We start from the raw sequence: 24,626 nt of genomic DNA, 5'->3' as shown, positions 1-24,626 counted from the left end.
ACTACGGAATGAAAAAATAACATCAATGAAAATAGTCGGGATATTATTATTTATCACGCTGTTCGCCGGCAATGTATCGGCTCAAATTGAAATCCGCCCTGATGACAGAGGCGACTATGCTTTGAGAGCCAATGCCGAGTTTAATAACGATAACTGGGAAGAGGGAAAAAATATAGTAGATGAAGGTTTGAAGAGATACCCCAGAGACTCTGATTTGAGAATGCTTCTGGGGAAATATTATTTTCATGAAGAGCAGTATGATAAATCACGTTACGAATTGATAAAAGCATTGGAGCGGAATCCCGGTAACGTGGACGCCAAACAGATATTGGTAAACGTAGAGACGGTCACGAAACGATATTCGAGCGCTATCTGTTATGTGAACGAACTGTTGGAGGTAAACCCTTACTGGAAAGGATTATGGCAAAAGAAAATAGAGTTGTACCGTCTGCAGGGAAACATTGTGGAGGCAAACCGGCTACTTAAGCGTATCAACCAGATATATCCGCAAGACACTCTTTTGCATCGCGACTATGTATATGAAACAGAGATGGCTGCTATAGCCCAACAAAAGGCAGGAAAGATTGACGAAGCCATTGCATTGCGATCGGAATTGATAAACGCGGAGCCTCAAAATCCCCAGCATTATATCGGACTGGCAAACGACTACATAAAAGCGGGAGACTACTATAATGCCCTGGCCAGTATCGAGCGGGGATTGACATATGCACCGGACAACATGGAGCTTATCTTCAAGAAAGCAGGCCTGCTTTCCGACCAATTACGATATAATGAGTTGTTGAGTTTCTTACAGCAGCAGATGCAAACAAACCATTCACCCGTTTTGCGTCAACACTACAATTATTACCTGTTGGAAGCGGCCCGCAACGCCAAAGACAACGAACCGGCCACACTTTATGGGAAAATTCTGGAAGCAAACCCCGGAAACGAAGAGGCATTTAATTATGTATTTAATGATTTGTACGAAAATCATCAATACGAAGAAGCAATGCATATCCTGAACAGGTACAGAGGTGTGAGGGGAGAATCCAAAAATATTTTGCTGAAAGAGTTGAGTCTGCACAAAAAAATGGAAAACGCCGGACGTGCCGCAACGCTAACCAGACAACTCTTTGCTCAATATCCGGATGATACCGATCTGCGGGATGAATATGTAAAAATAGTGTCCGGGGAAGCCAAAACAAATCTGGCGGAAGAGCGTTACGTGGCTGCGATTGATAATTTAAGGGAGGTGATGCAGTATGGTGATGACGACATGGTAAAAGCGGCGCAAAACTCAATTTATAATGCAGCTATGGCATTGGGCGACTACAACACAGCACTGGACATGCTGAATAATATCATCCTTGACGAACCGGATAACCCCGATCTGTATGTGAAAAGAGCCGATATTTATCACAAACTGGAACGATATCATTATGCGTTCACTGCCTATGAACAAGTACTGTCCCTCACTGTGGGTGAAGAAAAACTGCGTCATTTGGGGGGTTACGCCGATATGGCAACTGCCGTGATAAAAGTGTTGAATGAGCAATTCAGATATGAGGAAGCCATGCAATATGTGGAAAGGTGGTTGGAGCAAGACCCGTCCAACAATCTTGCACTGCGTTATGCCGTGAATCTTTCGGACCAGATGAATAAAAAAGAGGATATGCATGCCTACGCGATGCGGGGCAATGGAGCTTATCCCGATGATATATTCTTCAAAATAAAAATAGCGGAATATGACGGCCTGGATACGGGAAATTATGCCGATGTATATGAACATCTTCGCCAGGAACTTGGGAAGTCACCATACCATGAGACGCTGATAAACACCTTCTCCCAACTAAGCGGGAATTATGCCGGACAACTGATCAAAGAGAATAGAAGCACCCAAGGTTTGGAAGTATTGGATACGGCTTTGCTGTACGCGCCGGACAACAGATCGCTTAAATATATGAAAGGGGTGGCCTACGAAAAGCTGCATCGCTTCGATTCGGCTTACTATTATCAATCTTTCTACGAGCCGGCTCTTTTGGAACTTTCCGAATTTAAACAGCACTTAAATTACCTTAACTACAAAAGATATAAAAACGAAGTGGGTTTATACCACTTACGCAGCAGACACGGTGATACCTATACCATGAGCAGCATCTCTACAATAGAATACAGCCGGTTCGAAGAATCTGCCACCTATATCGGAAGGATCAATTATGCCGGGCGTGAACCGGGAAAAGGTTTTCAGCTACAAGGTGAATGGAGCCGGATATGGGATGAGCAGACCCACACGAGGGTTGATATAGCAGGGGCTAACAGGTTCTTTCCGAAAATTGTGTTCAATGCATCCCTCTTCAGGGAGTTGAATATTTTAAACGGGGTGGAAGGAGAACTCGGAGTGGGGTACAGATGGCTACCCGACAAAGAGCATTTCAGCACCCGGATAGTTGGGACCGATACCCTGGGGGTGTATCACTTAATGAAACAACCGCATTTGGGGAATCTTGTAGTCGGTGTTACCAAAGAATTGGATGTATGGCGTTTGAATTTTCGTTTCAATAACTATATACTCAGCAACGAACAGATAATATCCTACGAAGATGGATCAGTTGCCGAAAGAGAAAGACAGATAGAATGGTTCTTTAACCTGTCCGGGCAGGTACGTTACCATCTCTCATCTCCCAAAAGCTATGTAATGGGTATGGCCAGCGTAGGCACAGCACCCGATGTAGATCTGATTAATTCTCAGCTTTACGATAACTTTTCAGGTCTGAATATGATGGTGGGAGCAGGTATCGGACATATGATCACCAAAACCGTTTCGGCAGGGGTAACCGGCACGTGGTACAACTATCCCACGGATTTGGAAAATTATGATAATTATAGAAACCTGTATAATATTTATTTGAACATCAATGTGGCATTCTGAGTATTATTTAAAGACAATCATTATCACCATCTGGCTGTTGATGATAAGCTGTTCTGCAGGATCCCCCGGTATGAAAGGGGAGAAATACCTGATCACGGCAGAAGAAGACGCCGAGAGCGAGCGTTGGGCAGCGTATCTTTTCCATCATCTGTCTAAACGCACGGAAGAGATAAACTCCGTAGAACTTCACAAGGGCGTACCTCCACGAAAGATGCCCAAAGGAGTGAAAAATATTCACTTTGAAGTGGCCCCCGATCTGAAAAATGATTATTGCATCGAGCATACTTCAAAACGACTTCACATACGGGTGCGTAAAAGAAATACGGCATTATGGCTTGTTTACCAGTTGATGGATTGCATATCCATAGACGATCATAGATTTGTGACTGATGACTTCTCCCCTGGGGTTATCGATTTTAGTACGGGATGTAAAGACTTCGATTTCAACTACCGGGAACCCTTTTTTGCTGCGAATCTTCAACCCGAATACGCTCCTGTCCTCGGTACAAACTGTGTGGACACCGACTGGGGCACTTGGGGACATAGCCTGCCCAAAATAGTCGAAGACCGGGGCGATGAAAAGATATATGCCCTGGTTGAGGGTGAGCGGAATAAAGAACAATTTTGCTTCGCCTCACCGGGACTGTTTGAACAGTTGAAAGAATATATTATCGATTATTTTGGTGATGAGGATGAGCAAAGTATCCGTTTTATGATTATGCCCAACGACAACGATCTGGTCTGCACCTGTCCCGATTGTATACAACTGGGGAATACGAAGAATAATGCCACACCGGCAGTGCATGACCTGATCCGAAGGCTTGCAGAACGGTTTCCCAACCATCAGTTCTTCACCACTGCCTATCGTACTACGGCTACTCCTCCGGCCTACCAATTGCCGGAAAACAGTGGCGTTTTTTTCAGTACGATCGATCTGCCTAAAGGTGTGACACTCGACAGACAGTCGAAGGTGAAAACTTTTGTGGGACAAATTCATGGCTGGCGCTATAAAACCCCTGATATCTACCTGTGGGACTACGCTGCCAATTTCGATGACTATCTCACGCCGATCCCTATTCTGCTTAGCTTGCAAGCCCAGTTGCAATTTTTTAAGAGACAGGGCGTAAGAGGCCTTTTTCTGAATGGAAGCGGTTACGATTATTCTCCCTTCGACGATGTGAAAACTTTTGTTGCCGGAGCCTTGATGATGGATGTAGACGTAAATGTAGAAGCGCTGATTAAACGTTATCATCAAAAAATGTATCCCCGGAATCATGAACTGATCAGTAATTATTACATCTCACTGGAAAAGAGATTTTTCGACAAAAACAGACCATACAATATGTATGGCGGGATGCGCGATAATGTAAAGACCTATTTGGATATGGATGAGTTTATCCGTTTTTACGAGGCCCTTGGCAATGTTATCCCTGCTACTACCGGTGAGGAGCGCGAAAAGTTGGAGAAATTATATACGGCGCTTGCCTTTACCCGCTTGCAGATTGCATACATTCAGGGGGACCGCGAATGGGGATACGCCCGGAAAGAGAATACCATGATGAGGGTCAAACCGGAAATAACTCTTCTGATAGAAGAGTTGCGGCAGTTCGCAAATTATGAAGATATGCAAAACTATAAAGAATCCGGCGGAAGCCTCTCCGAATATATAGGTCAATGGGAACAACTGCTGAACCCAGGTGAATATGAAAATGCATTGTTGGGTATACCGGTAGAAGTTTTATCAAATGCCGACGAAGGTTTTGAAACGGCCGGGCTGCTGACGAACGGTACACCGGGTTTCCTGCAAGACTACCATCACGGATGGTACTCAAGCGGCACGGACGATCTGCATATCCGTTTTCCTGCTTATACGCTTCAAACGGCAAAGTTCATCCGGCTCCGTTTCCTGCATATGCAAAGGCATGGTATCTACCCGCCTGCCGGTATTGAACTGATTGTTGACGGCAGGCCGGTGACCGACCAACGAATAGATACGTCTTATGAGGAGGATGAAAAAGAATCTTACGGTGTCAGTTATTCCCTGCCGGTAAATTTAAACGGAGCAAGGAGTATAGAATTGAAAATTATCCGTAGAAAAGAATCCCCAAGTATTCTAGCCCTGGACGAAATACAAGTTTTAAATCATAATTCGAGGTAGAAAACCTCCATTGGTGTCTTCGGTGGGTAATGAAGGGCATACATCGCTTGCGGTCATTGATATGTAAAGGGTTGAAATGGATGATTTTATATAATTAGATATTGATATGTTAATAATTTAAACATTTAACATAATTATGTACTCACATTGAAGACAATGATATAGTTTTGTAGTGAATTATGTGCTAACACAAGAATAAACATGGTATTTAGCTTAAGATATAATCTATTAAACCTCTTCTTATTAACAGAAATTAACGGGGGGGGGGGGGGTTTTTATTATAATTCATTAATATTATATTTTCTTCTTCGCAGGTTATTTCTCCATGTTGTTTATTTTTTTCGTTTCATTCGACAATATTTATTTTTAATCCCAAGGCCATACGGAATTGACTTCCCTTCGGTCGTCGGATTGAAAACCGGCGTAGCCAACGGTTGTTTTGCAGATTATCATGCTCTTTTGCGTGCGCTATTCCCGTGCTTGTTTCAAGTCGAAGCATATTTTCGGCGTGCGATCCTTTGTCTGTTTTTATTTGTTCCATTAACAGGTTGTTTGAGTCTGGAGGATAAAACAACAACGATTGAGATAGTGGATAATTACCGTCATTATTATCCCGTCCTGGCGGGGCAGGAGCTGCACATTATGTTTGAAATAAAAAATACGGGAGACCAGCCATTGATGTTGACAGATATCCTGGCCTCCTGTGGGTGTATCACCTTGAAAAAATCTTCTGTCAGAACCATTCCGGCAGGGAAAACCGGGCGGCTTATGCTGAAATACGACAGTAGCAAGAATACGGGCTATGTGAAGCATTATGTCATCCTTTACGGCAATTTTTCCACTTCGGAAAGCAGGGAAATCGTATTTGATGTGAATGTAGTTCCCGATGCACTCTATACCAAAGATTATGAGGAACTGTATCAGGGGAAAAAAGAGAGGCAAGGAAGGGTGAAAAACCTTGTTGAAGGGGATGAGCACCAAAAGGAATACTATATGTCATATGAAAAAGATATTATTCGGGAATGAAAAAATTTTCTGATAATAGAGATCGTCATACAGCTTGGAAGAATATATTGATTCTTTTCGGAGAGGTTCTGTCCGGAACGAAGAGCGTATACCTTAGGCTAACAAAAAGATTGAGGAGGGTATGCTATAAGAAACTGACGTTTTATGAAATAGTATTTGGTTTTTTCCTTGCAGGCTGTGCGGAAATAGTTTTTCGTATTCTTTGGGCGCCTACTCCGATATCGTTTCTGTTTCCGGTTTATATTTTTGCAATGTATCTTAAGATAACACAGCGGCAGGTTGATATAAGAGAACAGGGGTATTTGTTGCTGCCGTTCTTTCTTTTTACGTTCTTTCTCGGCTTCCTTTTGATTTTTACACACTCTCCGAAAACTGATCGAATATGGATACAGTGTTTTCGGGTGGCATATGGAATGGTTGCTTCCATATATATGTTTCCGGTCATAACCGGAATACAGAACCGCCTCTGTTCCGAGTACGACAGTCAGAAGTTTTTCTTTATTCAATTTTTATCTTTTGCACAATTGATCGCTACGCTGTTATTATTTGTGATACTAAGTCCCGGTAAACAGATTTTCACCCTTACCGATCCCTCCAAAAATTTTAATCCGCAATGGAATATATTGCTGATCCTGGCCGTGGCCGTGTTAATATCGTTTCAGTATCTGGTGCTAACGAAAAAACCGGACGAAATTGAATACCCGCTGACCATACGTATGAAAAACTATAAAAAGGTAATCATCTATCTTTTCAACGAGCGGAAGATATTTTTGAATCCCGATTTAACCCTCAATATGCTATCCTTGGAGGGTAAGATCGATAAACCGGATTTGGAGTTTTTTTTCAATGAGTATATCGGTAAAAGTTTCCCCTATTTTGTGGCGGAGTATCGAATCGCCCATGCTGTGAAAATGATAGCTGACCAGGGAGATCGTTATACATTGGAAGCCATAGGCTATGAGTGTGGTTTTCATTGCAGGACATCATTCAATAAGTATTTTAGGTTGATGACGGGAATGCTGCCGTCTGAATATCTTAACATAAAAAAAACAGGATAATATGTTTATCACTATCCACATAATGATGATCATATTTTTGCTCGCAGCCTTGCATCTGCATTATAGCACCCAGGATAGAACGATGAAGGATGTGGTTTTTGGTGTTGTGTTGTGGATTGTTATTATACACAATTTGACTATTTTTCCTGTGTGGCTCACGTCGTGGGATAACTATCACTATATTTATTATGCAGCACCTTTTAGCCTGTGCTACGGCCCATTTTTGTATTTCTATTTTCAGGGAAGTGTATATGAAAAACTGTCCCGCAGATCGCTCCTTTTGCACGGATTACCGATAATGGCAGGTTGGATGGCTTATTTTATTTTCATTTTCAGTCCGGAAATAAGGGGACAAACACAAACATGGTACTATCCGGTTTTATATTCCTGCATCGGTATGTCGTTAATCGCTTACCCGACCTATATTTTTTCAAAACAGCGACAAACAGCAAATATCCCTAAGATTATCTATTTTTCCTGGTATGGTGTGTTATTGGGTCTTTTTATACTTTTCATGGCTTTACAAATGATTTTCCATCCCTATCGGGACAATCAGCTTATATTCAAAAACAATAGCATAACAGCATCCCTGGTTATGTTTTTAGGCGTATTCATATTGTTCACTGAGGCATTTCAACGCTTTAACAGTGGATTTATATTGGAATATAAGCCGCGCAGATCAAAGGGATTCCCTCTAAGAAAAAGTCCGCATGAACCACCATCACTCAATGCAGTTCCTCCTACCAAGGTAACAAAGGAATCACAGATGCTGGATTTCTATTTTTCTTCGGAGGCGATACAAAATGTGAAACTCAATCTGAAGACAGCCGCATCGCAACTGAAAACCACACAAAAAACGCTGTCGGGATTGATCCTTGCATTGTATGGCACTACTTTTGTAAAACTGCTTACCAGAAAACGGATAGAATATGCCTGCCGGATCTTACTCTCGCCGGAATTTGATGATTCGTACGAGAGGCTCCCACTGAGGTGCGGATTTAAATCCGCTGCTTCGTTTTACCGCCATTTCCGGGCATTACGACATTGTTCACCCACTGAATTTCGCCATCGGTATTTTGAGCCGGCCAACCGGAAATATTCTGCAAACATACAATGAATATGGCACATCTTTTGGTAATCATACCCCTGTTTATCTCATTCTTCGGTATCTATTATTATATTCTTACCGGCAATAAATATGATGAAAAGGTGCGTTTTATTCCCTTTGTATTCCTGTGTATAGTAATGGACGCCGTACTGTCCATAATAATAACGGCGTATGCTATTCCCAATCCTGCAAAGATAATCCTTACTTTTTCCCTTGTCTTGTGGGTACTGACTTTTCTGTTCCTTTTCCTGTATAAACTTATGGAGAAGAGAAGACTATCCGGCATCTCTATATGGATGTTTTTACTTCCGGTACTTATATTAACAGCCGCTTTTTTTATATATCTGTTATATCCCGGTTTGAGTGAGGCACAGGAAAATAACCTGCTGGTCTCTGGTTATTCCGGTGGCATATTGCTGAGTACCTTTTATTTGGGGGTGTTATTTTATAAAAGGTCAAAAATAAAAAAAATACACTACCCACAGCAGAATCTTGTAAACATCCTGTCTATACAGCTTGAAATTGTTTGGATTTTTTTAATTGTATGGTTTATCATAAATTTCCGGACGGAAAAATTGTTTTCGGAACCTTTGTATATGTTTTTTAAACTGATGGAAATAGCCGTGTTATTTACGTTCTATTTTTATCTGTTCGAATTATATAAAAATAAACTACGACAGGAAAAACTTACCCGTTTGAAAGGTTTTGTATCGGTGCCGGAGATGTTGGTAACGGCAGATATACCACCACAATCAACAGGGGAAAAAAATGATGAACCGATAGTTATTCCTGAGAACCATTACAGAAAATCGTTGCTCAACGCTAAGAAGCTCGATGCATACAAGAACAGGGTGGAAGATTTTTTTGAACACAACAAGAAAGTATATCTGGATCCCGATTTCAACATGAAATTTCTTTCTTCACATACGGGAATCTCCCGATACCACCTTTCACAGGTTTTTAATGTAGCCTTCCATACCTCATTCCCCGCATATGTGAACAGGAAACGTATAATATACGCCTGTGAATTAATAAAAGAGAGCAACGGCAGTTTAACGGTCTCCGAATTGATGGAAAAGTGCGGATTCCGTTCGCGCGCATCATTCTATAATCATTTCAAAAAAGTGATCGGTTGTATGCCGGGAGAATATCTGTTTTCCTGATATTTTAATGATTTCGGAAGTCCCTTTCCATGGGAGGGACGAAACCGCTGGCCGCATTTGGCACCGGATATTATTCAATATTGATCTCATTAACTTTGAACCGGAAAAGAAATAGCATGCTATATCCTCACAAAGAGGGATGTTTTCCCTGAAAAATAGCTATTTATGGTGATTGTGGGCGCCTCCCGGATTTCGTAACTTTGTAAAAGAGTGCGAAACCGGCCGATCTACAAGAGTGCCTTTTGTATGACGAATCAATTATCACAGCGCAAAACAAAGGATGCTCCGGCCAAAAGTATTATTATTATGCAAGAGAAAACAACCAATACAACTTTTGAAAGTTTAGACCAAAACAAGCTTCAACGGATGCTTCAGATCAAGCAACAGTACGATAAGGGACTTTTATCGCTCGATAAAGCGAAAAGTCGCATGAAAAGCGAAGTAGGGAGAATCTCACCCGAAGAGTTCGCTGCCGCCGAACAAATGTTTAAGAATGAAGATCCCGATGAATGCCGTAATGAGGATGTCCGTACCATACTGGAAGTATTTGACGGATTGATCCAGACCCAGGAGCCTGGTCTTCCTTATGGTCATTCCATAGATGCTTACCGGCGGGAAAATGATAAAATGAAACAATTGCTGCTGAAGGGCGACGAACTGGCCCGCAGGCCTTTTGTCCTGAATCCATGGTTGGAGTTGATGGAGCAGATCATACAGTATAAAGTCCATTTTAGCCGCAAGCAGAACCAGCTTTATTCGGCACTGGAGAGAAAGGGATTCGACCGCCCTTCCACCACAATGTGGATGTACGACGATGAGATACGTGACGAGATGAACAACGCCCTGGAACTGCTGAGCAACGGGAATGTAAATACAGATTCGTTTCTCGATGCTTACAGGCAGATGACCGTCGACCTGAGAGACCTGATGGAGAAAGAAGAATTGATCCTGTATCCGACTTCATTGAAACTGATCCCGGAAAATGAGTTCGAAGAGATGAAGTCCGGGGACAGGGAAATCGGATTCTTCCTGATTGATATGCCCGATCTACATCCATCCTCATCCGATAAAGAAGTAACACCTGTGGCAGGACAAAACGGTTTTATGGATGACCTGGCCGCGTTACTGGCGAGGTATGGAAAAAATATAGAGACAGGCCCACAAGAGAAAGTGCTTGATGTGGCCGAAGGTAAACTTACGCTGGAGCAGATAAATCTCCTCTTCCGCCACCTACCCGTAGACATCTCTTTCGTGGACGAAAACGACCTTGTGAAATTTTATACCGATACCCCTCATCGTGTCTTTCCCCGCAGTAAGGGCGTTATCGGGAGAGAGGTGCGCAATTGCCATCCGCCCAAAAGCTTGCATATGGTGGAGGAAATTATTGAGAAATTTCGCAGTGGCGAGCAGAGTAAATCGGAGTTTTGGATCAACAAACCGGGACTTTTCATCTATATTGTATATGTCGCTGTAAGAGACAAGGACGGGACTTTCAGGGGAGTCATGGAAATGATGCAGGATTGTACGCATATCCGGCAGCTCGAAGGAGAGCGGAGACTGCTTACCTGGGAAGAGGAACAGAATCAACTGAATGGGGGCAAAGAGGTAAAAGAGAGCGCCGGGGACGAGGAAAACGGTAAGGAAGGCTATGAAGGCAATGGCGATAATGCAATTGTCATCACAGCGGACACCAAATTAAAAACATTGATCCAACGATATCCCAGGCTGAAGGCCGACCTGCCCGGTATAAATCCCAAATTCTCCATGTTGCAGAGCCCGATGGCGAGGGTAGTGCTGCCTATCGCTACGCTCAAAATGATGAGTGAACAATCCGGTATGCCCCAGCAGGAACTGATCGAGAAGATAAATGATCTCATCGCAACTTACTAGAGAATGAGTTTTTCCGATTGTTCGGGTAATTAATTGACAATAAAGAGTCTGAAGATAAAAATCAGGCTCTTTTTTTTGTGCGCCATGCATGATTACGAAGTCCACTACGGAGGTAGGTAGCGATCAACCGTTAGCCAACGACAAGGGTGTCCACTGCGAGGTGGAATCTGAAGGAAGTCGGCGGCAAAATCCCGGTCCGAAAAACACGAACATCATATAAGGCCTATGTGGTATGGACGAGTGGATACAAGCCTGCCCCGAACTCACCGGCAGTCCGGGAAGTTATTGGATAATGGATATCCGTTATGAGTTGATAATTATCTGATAATAATTGTTTCGTATTTACAAATGTTTTATATTTACTGCGTAATTAATACGTTACATGCCATTTTGGAAAATGTTAGCGTTAATGCGACCGACAAAAACATAAGGAGAGGAGTAAGGCTTCAATACAGATTGACCCTTGGAAAATGATTCCTCAAATGAATATAATTACTTTTTATAGCAGCGATAGAGGAAAGTATAAAAATTCTAAATCGTACAACTGGAGATATGAAAAAAAATACTGACAGGATTATTCATACTAATAAATATCACTTGCTTTTCACAGACTGTAAAAGAATTAGAGTACGAATTGATGGATTATTTTAATTCTGACGAAGAATGGGAAAATAGGAAGGGAATTGCCTTTAAATTATTGGAAATTGATAGCCTAAATGAAAGTGCGATTAATTACAAAAAATTATTTTTCTCCATAATGCCCAGATGCGCTAATCATTAACACCGTTAGAATATCTTCATGGATTTCATAGATTAATCGGTACTCTCTTGTTATACGTCTCGACCATTGCCCCTTTCTATTTCCTTTTAAAGCTTCGGGTTTACCTGTTCCTGTTGTGGGGTGTTCCTCTATTTCATTTATAAGAGAATTTATTTTTGTAAGAATTGTTTTTCTCCCCGCTTTTTTGTGCGCTAATACATCTTCAATAAATTGTTCTTTATACTCAATTATATACCTTTTACTTTCCGCTGTCATAGGCTAAATAATTTTTTTCTTTCTTCTTCAGATAGCCTTTTTGTTTGTCCTGCTAGAGCTTTATCAATATGTTCAATATTCCGCTTATCAGCGAAAAACAAATCACCCGATGGGCTGACATCGAAAGGATTTATTCTATATTCTGCGGGAATACTCATAAATTCATTGATCCAGTCCTCACTTACAAACTTTGTGTCAGGATCATCTGTGACAATCAGATTCACATATTTTCTTCCTCTCTTGACGGCAACCCGTTCTTTTTCTGCCAGTTCGAAATATGTTTTTGTTTCCCTGACTATTTCTCTTGTAGTTATTATCTTCATCTTTTTAATTTTTTATGTCCGTACAAATGTATGTACATTTTTTGATATAGCCAAATTATTCTCGATTTATTCCGGTGTGGAATTTAGTTCTGCAAAAATTATGTGTCTTTATGGTTAAAGTTGTTTAAATCTTATCTCTCGTTTTCTTTGGCGCCCCTTTGGCGCCCCGAAAAAAGAAAAACCGCTGTAAATCAATTGACTTACAGCGGTTTTTAGTACAACCCAGAGGGAGCAAACTCGAACTCTTTACTGGAAGATTTTGAAGCAAATTAACCAATTGAAAGACAGTGTACCAGTATGATTTAGAAGATAATAAACCCAAAGGGAAACAGTCTCAAATTACAACATCGGTTCGAAAATTAAAAAGGTAAGAATAAAATAACCATATTTTATTCTGATTTGACCACATAGGGTTTTGCTTTAGAATCTCTTTGTGTATGGGACAATTTTCGGAGTGTGTCCCACGCAAATAACCAATGCTCATTAAAAATATGAAAGGGTGATAGAATTTATCGGGCAATTGATTGAAATCGCGCTCGAAATTATGAAGTATATTGATTTTATCAACTTCTTAAGGGATTTAGGTGTATTTTGATATTGATATGCCCAATTGATTAAATCGGTTTATCGTTGCAAAATTCGCAATTAATTGTCCCGGTTGGACATGAACCTGGACTAAATACGGAATTATACCGTATTTTTATTCCGGAAAATCGATAGTGTTTGATTTTGGTTGAAATAAAAAACTTTTTATATCTTTGTGTATGTATAAAGTTGAGTTTTACCCACAATGCGTTGAAAAGTCTGAAAAAGATAGATACTATATATCAACGCTTGGTAATAGAAAAGCTCGAAGCGTTACAGGAAAATCCGTATGAAAGTAGTAATGTCAAAGCTCTGAAGGGTATGAGCGGATATTATAGGCTAAGAGTAGCGGACTATCGAGTAATATATGAACTACAGGATAACAATCTTGTTATACTGGTAATTGATATTAATCACAGAAAGGATGTGTACAAATGAAAACAGCACAATTAAAAAAAGGCGTAATACAAGCATTTGAGGCTATATTAAGCGAATTAACCGCAAGTGATATAGAGGATATGCAGGACAAATTAACGATACAACTGCATAAACTAACAGACGACGGAAAACGCTATTCATTAGATGAAGTAAAAAAGCAATTAGCGTAAGGATTAAGACTGTTAGAATAATATACCAAGCCGGTGAATCTTCACCGGTTTTTTTATTCAGTAAATCTTCATGGTTTTTTCAGTAGTACACCCGGCGGGAATCGAACCCACATCGTCGGAACCGGAATCCGATATTCTATCCATTGAACTACGGGTGCAGGGTTACCTTATTGCCTGAATGAAACGTTTTCCCATTTCAATACAATGGTGTCGCTTTTCAGAAAAGGTTTTATCTCTGCGATCTGATCCTCTGTCAGGAGCGGTTTGTAATTGAATGTCAGCGTTAAATCGCTTCCGCTTTCACTGAAAGCTGCCGAGATCGGATAAATGTGCTGCAAAGATACGCCATATTTATAATTTTCCATCTCTTTTTTGGAAGAATCGAAGAAAATTTCTTGGGAAATTTCCGGTAGGAAGGTGTTGTTGTCAATTTTTTCCCAGTTTGTCGTATAGAACGAGATATGACTGTCACAGGCGTTTGCGCATACCGTTTTTATCACGCATATGATCGTGGAATCTTTTTCGATCGGCAACAGTTTCCATTGGGTAGTACCGATGTCGGATGTTTTTATCTCCAGATAGTCGTTGCTTTGCCTCAGTTTCTTGATCTCACCCAATGCATAGGGAACGGTGGTTTCTCCTGAATCGACCAACAACATGGTCTTATTGCCTTCCGAGACTCCCGGGAGAAGTTCCGAGGGCATCGATTTGAACAGGTCGCCTATATTTTGTCCCTCTGCCAGCAGGGAAATTAAGAGAAAAAGTATCCCTATAAAAATTCGCATAATCATTAATTTTGTGAGTATCTCAATTTTATTCTTATTCTTGTTCTACCGGAGGGTGGCCATCGGCACTCTTCTCCTCCAGATGCGGAGCATGATAAGCGCCTACTTTGGATATATTGGCGATATCGCGTGTTTCTGAAATGATCACCCTTAGTTTCGAGATGGAGACATCATCGAACCTGAGCAGTCGTTTATAACCGATGGTGGTTCCCGTGGCCAGTTCTACCCATTCGTCGTTTATCCACCCTTCCACAACAAATTCTTCCACACGTTGGCCCTTGCGGATATCTTCCTGTAACATGACCGCGTTGATCGTTTCGCCGGGTACTACATTGAATTCCCTCATTGCTCCCGCACGGGCTTTCCATTCCATATCACCATTCGTGAGCTTTTCGTTTTCAAAAGTCTGGGCAATATAAGCACCGAATTGCCTAAGACGCTCGCTGTCCGTTTCATGTAACCGGCCCCGTTTATCCGGCGGAATGTTCAAGAGGAGCACCGAATTCATCCCGACAGATTGAAAATAGATGTCAACCAATTGAGGCAATGTTTTTACCTCTTGATCCTCCTCCGGATGATAGAACCAACCCGGACGGATGGAAACGTCTACCTCAGAGGGATACCAGTGGATGGTCTGTGCTTCCGCGATAAGCCGCCGGCTGCCCAGGTCCTCTGCGGTAGGGGAAATATTCAATCGTATATTTTCATTGATGACGGCATCATTGATATCGGGATGTAGCGGTGTAACGCTCCATTCCGTCTCCCTTCCCAGTCCTTCCTCGTTGCCTGCCCACCGCACGTCGTTACCCATAATCGCTTTTACGGCTTTGGGTTGGAGGCTATCCACAACCTGATAGAAATGTACCCAGTCATATTTTTGTACCGTGCCGTCGTGTCTCTCGTCGCGGGCCCCGTCGAACCATACTTCATGAATCTCTCCATAGTTTGTTAACAATTCGGCAAGCTGTTGGACGAAGAAGGCGTTATATCGCGGCGAATCACCGTAACTTGCGGCGTTCCTGTCCCATGGAGAGAGGTAAATTCCGAATTTCATATTGTACCTGTCACATGCGTCCTTCACCTCTTTCACCACATCCCCCAGGCCGTTCCGCCAGGGCGAGGAAGCCACGGAGTGGGAGGTAGTCCTGGTAGGCCAAAGGCAAAAGCCGTCATGATGCTTTGCCGTGAGAATAATCATTTTAAAGCCGGCCTCCTGCAAGGTGGTAACCCATTGCTCAGCATCGAAATCGGTGGGATTGAACAGTGCCGTATCTTCTCTACCGTCCCCCCATTCCTGTCCGGTAAAGGTGTTTATCCCGAAATGGATAAAGGCGGTTAACTCCATCTGCTGCCATTCATACTGGCTTTGCGTGGGAACGACGTATGCCGAGATCTTGACCTTCTGATCGGATGTAAGCAAGTCAGGGAAAGTCAGTTTCTTCTCGAAATAGGTATTGGCCCTTTGGTTACATCCTGAGAGGGACACCAGGGATACCAACAAAGCGGTAAAAAGGATCTTTCTCATTTGCTGTTTTGATAGAATTGTATTTTGAGGATAAGTTCGGTTGCTTTATCCTTTTGGCCTGTTCTCAATATTATTGGGGAACAGAAAAACAAAGTTACTATTTTTGGCAGAATATCAAATAAGAAAGCCACCCTTTTGGGGTGGCCGCACTTCAATTTCAACTTTGCTCCTTATTAATTCACAGCAGGAGCAGCTTCTTCGATAACCTGGTTCAGAGTATCGGATGCTGCAGCTTCAGCTGCTTCGATGGCAGCCCGGATACTGTCAGCCTGAACTTTGGCAATGCTGTCTAATCTGGCCACTTCAGCGATGCTGTCTTGCCTTGCTTTTTCAGCATTTACCTGAGCATTGTTGCAGGAAATGAAACCCAACGTTGCAACGAGGGCAACTAACAAAAGTACTTTTTTCATCTTTTAGTAGTTTTAAACGATAAATAATATTGCTTTATCAAAAACGATACAAAATTATATCAAAAACATGTTATAGAACATGTTTTGCTAAAAAATTATAGTTAAATAATATTAAGCGGTTGCTAATCTTGATGATCTGATAGCAATAGAGCGCTTCATAGGCTCTCATACCTTTTGTATTTACCTGAATTTCTTATTATTTATCACTCATAGAGAAAACGTTTGATGGTTTTCTTGGGAGTTTTCTCAAACTCCGTATCCATTATTTCTATGGCGGTAATCCTCTCATATTGGGCTACCAATTGATTGAGTATTCCCTTATTTTCATTCATGATTTCCACGAGTTTCTCTTTCGGGATATTATTTTCCTCCATGGCGGGAATATCGGGCCAGATCAGCGCTATAAGCTTTGTATCGCGCATTATAACTAAGCTTTCGGCGATGTACGGGAGGTTATTCAACTGCGACTCAATCTCTTCGGGATAGATATTTTGTCCGTTTGCCGAAAGGAGCATGGTTTTTATCCTTCCTTTAATGAACAGGCGCTTTTCCTTCATAATACCCTGGTCGCCGGTTTTGAGCCAGCCATCGGCCGTGAAGGCAGCTGCCGTCGCTTCGGGATTTTTGTAGTATCCTTTCATCACATTTTCGCCCCGCACCTGGATTTCACCCGGAATATTCTCCGGATCAACCGAATCTATGCGCGCCTCCATGATCTTGTCCAATACCGAACCGCAGGAGGTAGGCACGAAGTCGTAATGATAGTCGTAAGAGATAAGCGGGGCGCATTCCGTCATACCATAGCCTACCGTGAAAGGGAATTTCATCTTATGGAAGAAAGCTTCTACTTCCGCGTTCAGCGCTGCACCGCCTATGATCACCTCCCTGAAGTTTCCTCCCAATGTCCTTATCAGTGATTTCTTTATCGTGTTAAGGATAAGTTTATTGATAGCGGGGATTTTTAAAAGCGCCTTAATGGCCGGTTTTTCTATTACCGGCAGGATCCTTTTTTTATATATCTTTTCAAAAACGAGGGGTACCGTGATGATAAGGTGCGGTTTCACTTCATTCAATGCAACGATAAGGTTCTGGGGGGTGGGAGAGATGCCCAGCAGCGTGATGTGGACGCCGGCAGAAAGGGCATAGAGAAAATCGAAGGCACAGCCATATACATGGGCCATCGGTAAAAATGCCAGATTGCGGTCACCGGTAAAAAGCAGGTTCAGTTTCTCGGCGTAGGTGACATTCCCTGCAAAATTGTTTGCCGTAATCATCACGCCTTTACTGAATCCGGTGGTTCCCGATGTGTAATTGAGGCAGGCCACCTCCTCATTATTTACTTCGGCATAACGGATGTCGTCAGGGAAAAAACCACTCGCGTAGGTGCGATAAAATATTTCTTCCAATTTTGCCACCTTTTCGGTTGTACTTTCATCGTTGCTTTTCAGAAGAGAGAAAGAGGGCAACCCGAATACCGGGATCTTCAGGTTTTCCCTGTTCATCGACTTCCAGATGGACTCGTTGACAAATACCAGTTTTGAATCGGAATGATCGATGATATGTTCGATACTCTCCGTATTGAATTCATGCAAAATGGGAACAATGACAGCACCGTAAGTGATGGTGGCCATAAAAACGATCGACCATGAGGAGTGGTTTTTGCCAACCAGCGAAATTTTGTCGCCCTTCTCAATCTGCAACTCCGAAAATAGGAGGTGGAGTTTGGCTATTTCACGCGCCAGTTCGCCATAGGTATATGAATTGCCGCCTTTATAGTCAGTCAATGCAGGTAGATACCAGTTCTTTTTGAAGTTCTCTTCGTATATTTTGATGAAGTTTTGTTCAATCATAATTGCACATTATTACTAAATATGTGCAAAAGTAATAGCTAAAAATATATTATCAAAGAAAAAAGGGCTGTAAATTAGGAGTAAAATTGTAATTTTGTCGCTTCATTTATTCACAGGGTAATTCATTGTCATGCGAATTGTTTCTGTCGCGGCAGTATTTTCCGGATAGAGATATTCACTAAATGACAAATCAGATATGATCGATAGAACCATTTTTGAAAATAAAACAGCGGCCTATTATACGCTCGGCTGCAAATTAAATTTTGCGGAAACATCCGCTATCGGAAGGCAGTTGCTGAATTCCGGTGTACGGCGTGCCCGGAAGGGGCAGGAAGCTGATATATGTGTGATCAACACCTGCTCCGTGACCGAGCTGGCCGATAAGAAAGGCCGTCAGGCTATCCGGAAAGTGATCCAGGAAAACCCGTCAGCATTTGTGGTGGTTACAGGGTGCTACGCCCAGTTGAAACCAGAAGAAGTTGCCGGGATTGAAGGTGTGGACTTAGTGCTGGGCGCAGAGCAGAAGCTGGATGTGGTGAAATATCTCGCTGATCTGAAGAAAAAAGAGAAAGGAGAGATCGTCACATCAAAAACACATCGCATCCGTTCGTTCGTCCCTTCTGTTTCCGCGGACGATCGTACCCGTTATTTTTTGAAAGTACAGGATGGGTGTGACTATTTCTGCTCTTTCTGTACCATCCCTTTCGCGAGAGGCAGAAGCCGTAACGGCTCAAAGAGATTGTGCTTACAGGAGTGAATATTGGCGATTTCGGGCATACGACCAGGGAAAATTTTCTGGATCTGCTCAAAGAGCTCGATAAGGTGAAGGGTGTGGAACGTTACCGTATCTCGTCCATTGAGCCGAATCTGCTGTCGGACGAGATTATCGATTTCGTAGCCGGATCGGATCGTTTTGCTCCCCATTTCCATATGCCGCTGCAATCCGGGAGCGATGCTGTGCTGAAACTGATGAAACGGAGATACGACACGGCGCTGTTCCGCCATAAAGTGGAAAAGATCAAGGAAATCCTTCCCCACGCTTTTATTGGTGTGGATGTGATCGTGGGTGTCCGGGGCGAGACCGACGACTATTTCTCCGAAAGTGAAACATTTATCCGTTCGATCGATTTCTCCCAATTGCATGTCTTTACCTACTCCGAACGCCCCGGAACGGCTGCCCTGAATATAGATTATACGGTGGATCCGAAAACTAAACATGCGCGTAGTAAGGCTTTGCTGGATCTTTCCGACGGACGTGTGCAGAATTTTTATCTGTCACAGCAGGGAAATCGGAAAAAAGTATTATTCGAACACACAAAACGCGGTAAAAAAATGCACGGGTTTACCGAAAATTATGTAAAATTGTATGCCGATTATGATTCTTCGCTTGTGAACAGGATGATAGAGGTTGAAGTGGGAGCCTATGACGAGGAGGAAATGGCAATGAAAGCGGTTTTTTAATGGATGACGAAGGAAGTAAAAAGGGGGTGGGGTATTTGCTGTTATATGCGGCAGCATATCTGCATGCGTTACTGCCGTTTAAAGTATTGTATATTCTCTCCGATGTGCTCTACCTGGTTGTTTATCATGTGGTAAGATACAGGAGGAAATTGGTCAGGAGGAATCTGAATAATGCTTTCCCGGAGAAGACGGAAAAAAGTATCGTGAAGATTGAGAAAAAGTTCTACCGCCACTTGTGCGACTATTTTGTGGAGACCGTCAAAACACTTCGTCTTTCCGATGAAGAGGTACGTAAGCGAATGAAATTCGAAAATCCGGAAATTATTAACCGGCTGGGCTCTAAAGGAAAATCCTGTATATTGAGTCTCGGCCATTACGGCAATTGGGAGTGGGTCCCGTCTATCGGGCTGCATCTGATGCCGGGTATGGAGACGGGATTGATCTATAAACAGCTGCATTCCGCGGCATTCGACCGTCTTTTTCTGAAAATACGGAGTCGTTTCTGTTCCAATCCGATCGAGATGCGGAGTGCCTTTCGTCAGATGATCCGTTTCCGGAACGAAGAGAGAACAATGGTGGCAGGTTTTCTTACAGACCAACGGCCGTCCCCCCGTCAGGATCAGTATTGGACTACATTCCTGAATCAGGAGACGCCTGTGCAGACCGGTATGGAAAAGATAGCCCGGTACCTGGGCAGCTCCATTGTCTATTTAGACATTGAAAAGATCAAAAGAGGATATTACGTCGGTAAGTTTTTCGTGATCACTCCCGATGCGAGTGAAGAGACCGAATATACCGTAATGGAGCGGTATATACGAAAACTGGAGGAGACAACAATGAGGGAACCGGCCTATTATCTGTGGTCGCATAACCGCTGGAAATTCCGTAAACCTGTAATTTGATGTGCTGATTTGATGATTTAATGATTTGATGATAGTTGACAATCAGTAATTCATAACTTATAACTCATAATGGGTAATTGGTAGTGGTAAGAATATCTGTAGTTATATTGAACTGGAACGGGAAAAAACTGCTGGAGCAGTTTCTTCCTTCAGTGGTGCAACACTCCTCGGACGAGGAGTGTAGTGTGATTGTGGCCGACAACAGTTCAAATGATGATTCGCTGGAGTTTCTCACGATCCATTATCCCGACCTGCCGGTGATTGTGCTGGATAAGAATTACGGATTTGCCGATGGGTACAACAAGGCACTACAACAGTTGGATACGGAATATGTGGTGTTGCTCAATTCCGATGTGGAAACCACGCCGGATTGGCTACTCCCCCTGATCTCCTATATGGATGCACATCCCGAAGTGGCGGCGGTGCAGCCGAAAATACGCTCCTATAAAGAGAAAGGCCGGTTTGAATATGCCGGTGCGTCCGGAGGGTTTATCGATCGTTACGGCTATCCCTTCTGCAGAGGAAGGATACTGCATGTGGTAGAAGAAGATCAAAGGCAGTATGATACTGAAATACCTGTTTTCTGGGCGACAGGAGCCTGCCTTTGTATCAGGAAGAAAGACTACACAGAGGCCGGAGGATTGGATGGCCGTTTCTTTGCCCATATGGAGGAGATAGATCTCTGTTGGCGGTTGAATGCGCGGGGCAGGAGAGTGATGTGCGTACCCTCATCGGTTGTTTATCATGTGGGCGGTGCATCGCTCAATCAGGATAACCCGAAAAAGATGTACCTGAATTTCCGCAATAACCTGCTGATGATTTATAAAAATATACCGCAACGGATATACCATTCGACATTTATTCTACGAATTTTCTTTGATATACTGGCCTGCATGCGTCTTCTGCTGAAGGGAAACTTCAAAAGCGCGCGTGCCGTGGTTGATGCCTATAGGGATTTCCTGAAAATGCGCCCTTTGTATAAACCGGTGCGGGAAGAGAATCTGAGAAAAACCACCGTGGAGCATATCCCCACGCAATACCGGAAGAGCATTTTGATGGATTTTTATTTCAGAGGAAAAAGGACCTATACGGCTGTTTTCGGGAAGGGAGAAGAGATCACTCGAAATGAAAACTGAGGGTGATCATTCGTTGTACAGCTTTCGAGAGTGAGTTGGCATATTTCCGGAGATCGTCGTCTTTCAGGTCCTTCCTATCCTTTTCCAGTATATCTGTCAGACCGAAACTAAACTTCAGTTCCGGCGACAGTTTGAAAAGCGGCAGGTAAAAGTCGCACCCCACACCAAACTCAATTCCCGCATCATATGGTTTTAACAGTACGGCCCGGTTTTTTGCCGAAGCCAGTTCTATGCTGCCATATCCTCCCACGAGGGCGTAGGGCCGAAAGTTATTGATCCTGTCGGCCGAGATCTTCAGGTGCAGCGGCAGGGTGATATAGTTATTGCGAATGTGTGTGGGGTATTCTTCACCGGACGACTGTTCCCTGAATATAAATTTTTTATCGCCCAGATAGAGTGACGGAACCACTCTGAGATTCATGAATCTGTTCAGGTACATATCCCCGATAATTCCGACTGCGAACCCCGGGGTATATACAGGAATTTCAGAGAACCAGACCTCCCCGTTTTCATTGACAAATCCCGATTGGGTGAGTATCAGGTCTTGTGTATGCAGTCCAAGCGTGAATCCCAGATGAAACAGCCGTTGATCGGCATAGGGGCGGTGCTGCAGCTTGCGGTGCTGGCCGTAGAGATTCCCTGAAATCAGGATCAGTAGAAGTAGAAGAAGATATGTAGCTTTCTTGCTCATTTAGTTGAATGAAAATACTCAGTGTATAAACGTTTCTTCTTGCCGGTTATTGTGTTTTGTATGTTTATCCACCGGGAAAATCCGGTTGTTTTATCAGAATAAGAGAGAAATGGGAGGAAGAGGAATTTATACGGATTCTAAATAGGGCGCAAAATATTGCACATTTTTTGTATTAGAAAAAAACTGATTATCTTTGCATCAACATACAACTAATTACAATAACTAACTCTTTTATTTATTATGGCTTACGTAATTGATGACAGTTGCATTGCCTGTGGAACATGCATCGATGAATGTCCTGTTGAGGCAATATCAGAAGGCGATATTTATGTAATCGACCCTGATGTATGCACCGACTGCGGTTCTTGTGCAGAAGTGTGTCCCACAGAATCAATTCACCCGGAATAGAACGCCGGTATATTTGATAAAAAAAGTCGAACATTGCTGTCCGGCTTTTTTTATGCAAAAAAAACGCCTCGTTGAGAGGCGCTTATTACTATAATTATGATAATGACATATTATCCGTTCACTTTTGCCATGTGAGCAACTAAATCGAGCAGTTTCACCGAAAAAGCCCATTCGTTATCATACCATGACAATACTTTTACAAATGTAGGGCTTAATTGAATACCGGCTTTTTCATCAAAGATGGAAGTGTGGGTATCGCCGATAAAATCACTTGATACTACATCTTCGTCGGTATATCCCAGAACTCCTTTCAGTTCGCCTTCGGAAGCTTCTTTCATCGCTGCGCAAATTTCTTCGTAGGTGGTTTCTTGTGCCAAACGAACGGTCAGGTCAACTACAGAAACGTTCAATGTAGGAACGCGCATAGACATACCGGTCAATTTTCCGTTCAGTTCGGGAATGACTTTACCCACAGCTTTAGCTGCTCCGGTAGAAGACGGAATGATGTTTGCAGAAGCGGCGCGGCCACCTCTCCAGTCTTTTGCAGAAGGACCGTCAACGGTTTTCTGGGTAGCAGTGGTTGAGTGTACGGTAGTCATCAATCCCTCGATAATCCCGAATTTCTCGTTCAATACTTTTGCAATGGGGGCCAGACAGTTGGTTGTACAGGAAGCGTTGGAAACGAATTGTTCTCCTTTGGTGTACGTATTTTGGTTCACTCCGACAACATACATCCGGGTATCATCTTTAGAAGGCCCAGACATCACTACATACTTCGCTCCGGCATCGATATGGCCTTGTGCTTTATCTTTAGAAAGGAACAAACCGGTAGATTCAACTACGTATTCCGCACCTACGGCATCCCATTTCAGGTCGGCCGGATTTCTTTCGGCAGATACACGAATGGTGTTTCCGTTTACCACTAAGTTACCGTCTTTTACATCGATCGATCCGGTGAACTGACCGTGGATCGTGTCATATTTTAACATATAAGCGATGTAATCCACATCGAGCAAGTCGTTGATACCCACAATCTGGATATCGTCTCTGTTTTGTGCAGCACGGAAAACCAAACGTCCGATGCGGCCAAATCCGTTAATACCTACTTTAATCATAACTTTATTGAATTTTATTTGTTAAAAGAGTTCTTACTAATTGCTGTTATTGCTATCTCTTTTGGGCTGCATACCGGTTGTCATCCCTATCTTCAGCCCCTTCAACCTGATGAAGAACGTCCCTAAAAACCATCTTTTTAACAGGCTTACAAAAATAGCATATTTTTTCGGTTTGATAAAATTATTTGGGACAAAAAACTGAAATTTGCTTTGCAGGGAAAAATCTGAAGATGTTAACTTCATTTCATTCCGGAGTATATTTCTTAAACCAGTCATAGAATTCCCTGATGCCGGTTTTTACCGATGTACGCGGTTTGTATCCGAACCGTTGTTGGAGGAGCGAAGTATCGGCGTATGTGGACACTACATCGCCGGGTTGCATATCCGCCATCTCCTGAATGGCTTGTTTTCCGGTAGTCTTTTCGATGATACGGATGAAATCAATCAGTTGTATGGGTG

Annotated in this window: 20 protein-coding genes, 1 tRNA gene and 3 pseudogenes; 13 read left to right on the top strand and 11 right to left on the bottom strand. The window is 42.8% G+C overall.

Annotated elements, in window-relative coordinates; genetic code table 11:
• Positions 1-25 precede the first annotated feature (25 nt).
• On the top strand, positions 26-2,929 hold the full coding sequence (locus tag Q0502_RS17160) for a tetratricopeptide repeat protein (RefSeq protein ID WP_298653516.1): 2,904 nt from the start codon (positions 26-28) through the stop codon (positions 2,927-2,929).
• On the top strand, positions 2,916-5,087 hold the full coding sequence (locus tag Q0502_RS17155; RefSeq protein WP_298653515.1) for a DUF4838 domain-containing protein: 2,172 nt from the start codon (positions 2,916-2,918) through the stop codon (positions 5,085-5,087). Before Q0502_RS17160 ends, Q0502_RS17155 begins: the two co-directional genes overlap by 14 nt.
• A 346-nt stretch (positions 5,088-5,433) precedes the next feature.
• On the opposite strand, the gene Q0502_RS17150 is transcribed toward Q0502_RS17155, so the two are convergent.
• Complete coding sequence (locus Q0502_RS17150; RefSeq protein WP_298653514.1) at positions 5,434-5,628, bottom strand: hypothetical protein; 195 nt, start codon at positions 5,626-5,628, stop codon at positions 5,434-5,436.
• An 11-nt stretch (positions 5,629-5,639) separates the two neighbouring features.
• Here Q0502_RS17150 and Q0502_RS17145 point away from each other — a divergent pair, with 11 nt between their 5' ends.
• The 5 genes from Q0502_RS17145 to Q0502_RS17125 all read left to right on the top strand — a co-directional run bounded on the left by Q0502_RS17145 (position 5,640) and on the right by Q0502_RS17125 (position 11,332).
• On the top strand, positions 5,640-6,113 hold the full coding sequence (locus Q0502_RS17145) for a DUF1573 domain-containing protein (protein WP_298653513.1): 474 nt from the start codon (positions 5,640-5,642) through the stop codon (positions 6,111-6,113).
• A 431-nt stretch (positions 6,114-6,544) separates the two neighbouring features.
• Entirely contained in the window at positions 6,545-7,171 is a 627-nt protein-coding gene (locus Q0502_RS17140) for a helix-turn-helix domain-containing protein (RefSeq protein ID WP_298653511.1), read from the top strand.
• A gap of 22 nt (positions 7,172-7,193) precedes the next feature.
• Positions 7,194-8,288 carry an AraC family transcriptional regulator gene (locus Q0502_RS17135; protein WP_298653509.1) on the top strand — a complete coding sequence of 365 codons (1,095 nt, stop codon included), beginning with the start codon at positions 7,194-7,196 and terminating at the stop codon, positions 8,286-8,288.
• 2 nt (positions 8,289-8,290) lie between these two features.
• Entirely contained in the window at positions 8,291-9,442 is a 1,152-nt protein-coding gene (locus Q0502_RS17130) for an AraC family transcriptional regulator (RefSeq protein WP_298653507.1), read from the top strand.
• 306 nt (positions 9,443-9,748) lie between these two features.
• Positions 9,749-11,332, top strand: coding sequence for a PAS domain-containing protein (locus Q0502_RS17125; protein WP_298653505.1), 1,584 nt, complete (start codon positions 9,749-9,751; stop codon positions 11,330-11,332).
• A 742-nt stretch (positions 11,333-12,074) separates the two neighbouring features.
• Here the strand turns inward: Q0502_RS17125 and Q0502_RS17120 are convergent.
• Together Q0502_RS17120 and Q0502_RS17115 are read right to left on the bottom strand one after the other, a co-directional pair.
• A complete protein-coding gene (locus tag Q0502_RS17120) occupies positions 12,075-12,368 on the bottom strand; it encodes a Txe/YoeB family addiction module toxin (protein WP_298653503.1) in 294 nt (97 codons plus the stop codon).
• Positions 12,365-12,691 (bottom strand): hypothetical protein, encoded by a 327-nt coding sequence (locus Q0502_RS17115; RefSeq protein WP_298653501.1) that lies wholly within the window; start codon positions 12,689-12,691, stop codon positions 12,365-12,367. The genes Q0502_RS17120 and Q0502_RS17115 overlap by 4 nt, the downstream gene beginning before the upstream one ends.
• Before the next feature lie 723 nt (positions 12,692-13,414).
• Here Q0502_RS17115 and Q0502_RS19080 point away from each other — a divergent pair.
• Complete coding sequence (locus Q0502_RS19080; protein WP_366521814.1) at positions 13,415-13,714, top strand: type II toxin-antitoxin system RelE/ParE family toxin; 300 nt, start codon at positions 13,415-13,417, stop codon at positions 13,712-13,714.
• Entirely contained in the window at positions 13,711-13,884 is a 174-nt protein-coding gene (locus Q0502_RS17110) for a hypothetical protein (protein ID WP_298653499.1), read from the top strand. Before Q0502_RS19080 ends, Q0502_RS17110 begins: the two co-directional genes overlap by 4 nt.
• A gap of 86 nt (positions 13,885-13,970) precedes the next feature.
• Here the strand turns inward: Q0502_RS17110 and Q0502_RS17105 are convergent.
• The 5 genes and pseudogenes from Q0502_RS17105 to Q0502_RS17085 all read right to left on the bottom strand — a co-directional run bounded on the left by Q0502_RS17105 (position 13,971) and on the right by Q0502_RS17085 (position 18,454).
• Positions 13,971-14,042 (bottom strand) — tRNA-Arg (locus Q0502_RS17105).
• A gap of 9 nt (positions 14,043-14,051) precedes the next feature.
• Entirely contained in the window at positions 14,052-14,669 is a 618-nt protein-coding gene (locus Q0502_RS17100) for a DUF3256 family protein (protein WP_298653497.1), read from the bottom strand.
• A gap of 70 nt (positions 14,670-14,739) precedes the next feature.
• A pseudogene (locus Q0502_RS17095) lies at positions 14,740-16,194 on the bottom strand (alpha-L-fucosidase); the annotation flags it as partial.
• Positions 16,195-16,367: 173 nt separating this feature from the next.
• Positions 16,368-16,604 (bottom strand): hypothetical protein, encoded by a 237-nt coding sequence (locus Q0502_RS17090; RefSeq protein ID WP_298653495.1) that lies wholly within the window; start codon positions 16,602-16,604, stop codon positions 16,368-16,370.
• Positions 16,605-16,807: 203 nt separating this feature from the next.
• The gene (locus Q0502_RS17085) at positions 16,808-18,454 is read right to left on the bottom strand and encodes an AMP-binding protein (RefSeq protein WP_298653493.1); all 1,647 of its coding nucleotides are present in this window, start codon (positions 18,452-18,454) and stop codon (positions 16,808-16,810) included.
• Positions 18,455-18,650: 196 nt separating this feature from the next.
• Between Q0502_RS17085 and mtaB the strand changes: the two are divergent.
• The 3 genes and pseudogenes from mtaB (at position 18,651) to Q0502_RS17070 (ending at position 21,953) form a co-directional block, all read left to right on the top strand.
• Positions 18,651-19,915: pseudogene (mtaB, locus tag Q0502_RS17080) on the top strand (tRNA (N(6)-L-threonylcarbamoyladenosine(37)-C(2))-methylthiotransferase MtaB).
• Positions 19,915-20,817 carry a lysophospholipid acyltransferase family protein gene (locus Q0502_RS17075; protein WP_298653491.1) on the top strand — a complete coding sequence of 301 codons (903 nt, stop codon included), beginning with the start codon at positions 19,915-19,917 and terminating at the stop codon, positions 20,815-20,817. The pseudogene mtaB and the gene Q0502_RS17075 overlap by 1 nt, the downstream one beginning before the upstream one ends.
• Positions 20,818-20,900: 83 nt before the next feature.
• The gene (locus Q0502_RS17070; RefSeq protein ID WP_298653489.1) at positions 20,901-21,953 is read left to right on the top strand and encodes a glycosyltransferase family 2 protein; all 1,053 of its coding nucleotides are present in this window, start codon (positions 20,901-20,903) and stop codon (positions 21,951-21,953) included.
• Here Q0502_RS17070 and Q0502_RS17065 read toward each other — a convergent pair.
• Positions 21,934-22,644: a porin family protein gene (locus tag Q0502_RS17065; RefSeq protein ID WP_298653487.1), complete on the bottom strand. Its 711-nt coding sequence runs from the start codon at positions 22,642-22,644 to the stop codon at positions 21,934-21,936. The two genes, Q0502_RS17070 and Q0502_RS17065, sit on opposite strands and share 20 nt — an antisense overlap.
• 240 nt (positions 22,645-22,884) lie before the next feature.
• Here Q0502_RS17065 and Q0502_RS17060 point away from each other — a divergent pair, with 240 nt between their 5' ends.
• Positions 22,885-23,052: a 4Fe-4S binding protein gene (locus Q0502_RS17060; RefSeq protein ID WP_076930343.1), complete on the top strand. Its 168-nt coding sequence runs from the start codon at positions 22,885-22,887 to the stop codon at positions 23,050-23,052.
• 110 nt (positions 23,053-23,162) lie between these two features.
• Here the strand turns inward: Q0502_RS17060 and gap are convergent, their stop codons facing one another.
• Both gap and Q0502_RS17050 read right to left on the bottom strand, forming a co-directional pair.
• Positions 23,163-24,167 carry a type I glyceraldehyde-3-phosphate dehydrogenase gene (gene gap / locus Q0502_RS17055; protein WP_298653481.1) on the bottom strand — a complete coding sequence of 335 codons (1,005 nt, stop codon included), beginning with the start codon at positions 24,165-24,167 and terminating at the stop codon, positions 23,163-23,165.
• A 244-nt stretch (positions 24,168-24,411) separates the two neighbouring features.
• Positions 24,412-24,626 (bottom strand): annotated as a pseudogene (locus Q0502_RS17050) (NAD-dependent epimerase); the annotation flags it as partial.

It is taken from the genome of uncultured Proteiniphilum sp. (assembly GCF_937873925.1).
Lineage (GTDB): Bacteria > Bacteroidota > Bacteroidia > Bacteroidales > Dysgonomonadaceae > Proteiniphilum.
The sequence above is the reverse complement of the archived record's forward strand: the minus strand, read 5'-3'. Positions and strand labels throughout refer to the sequence as shown.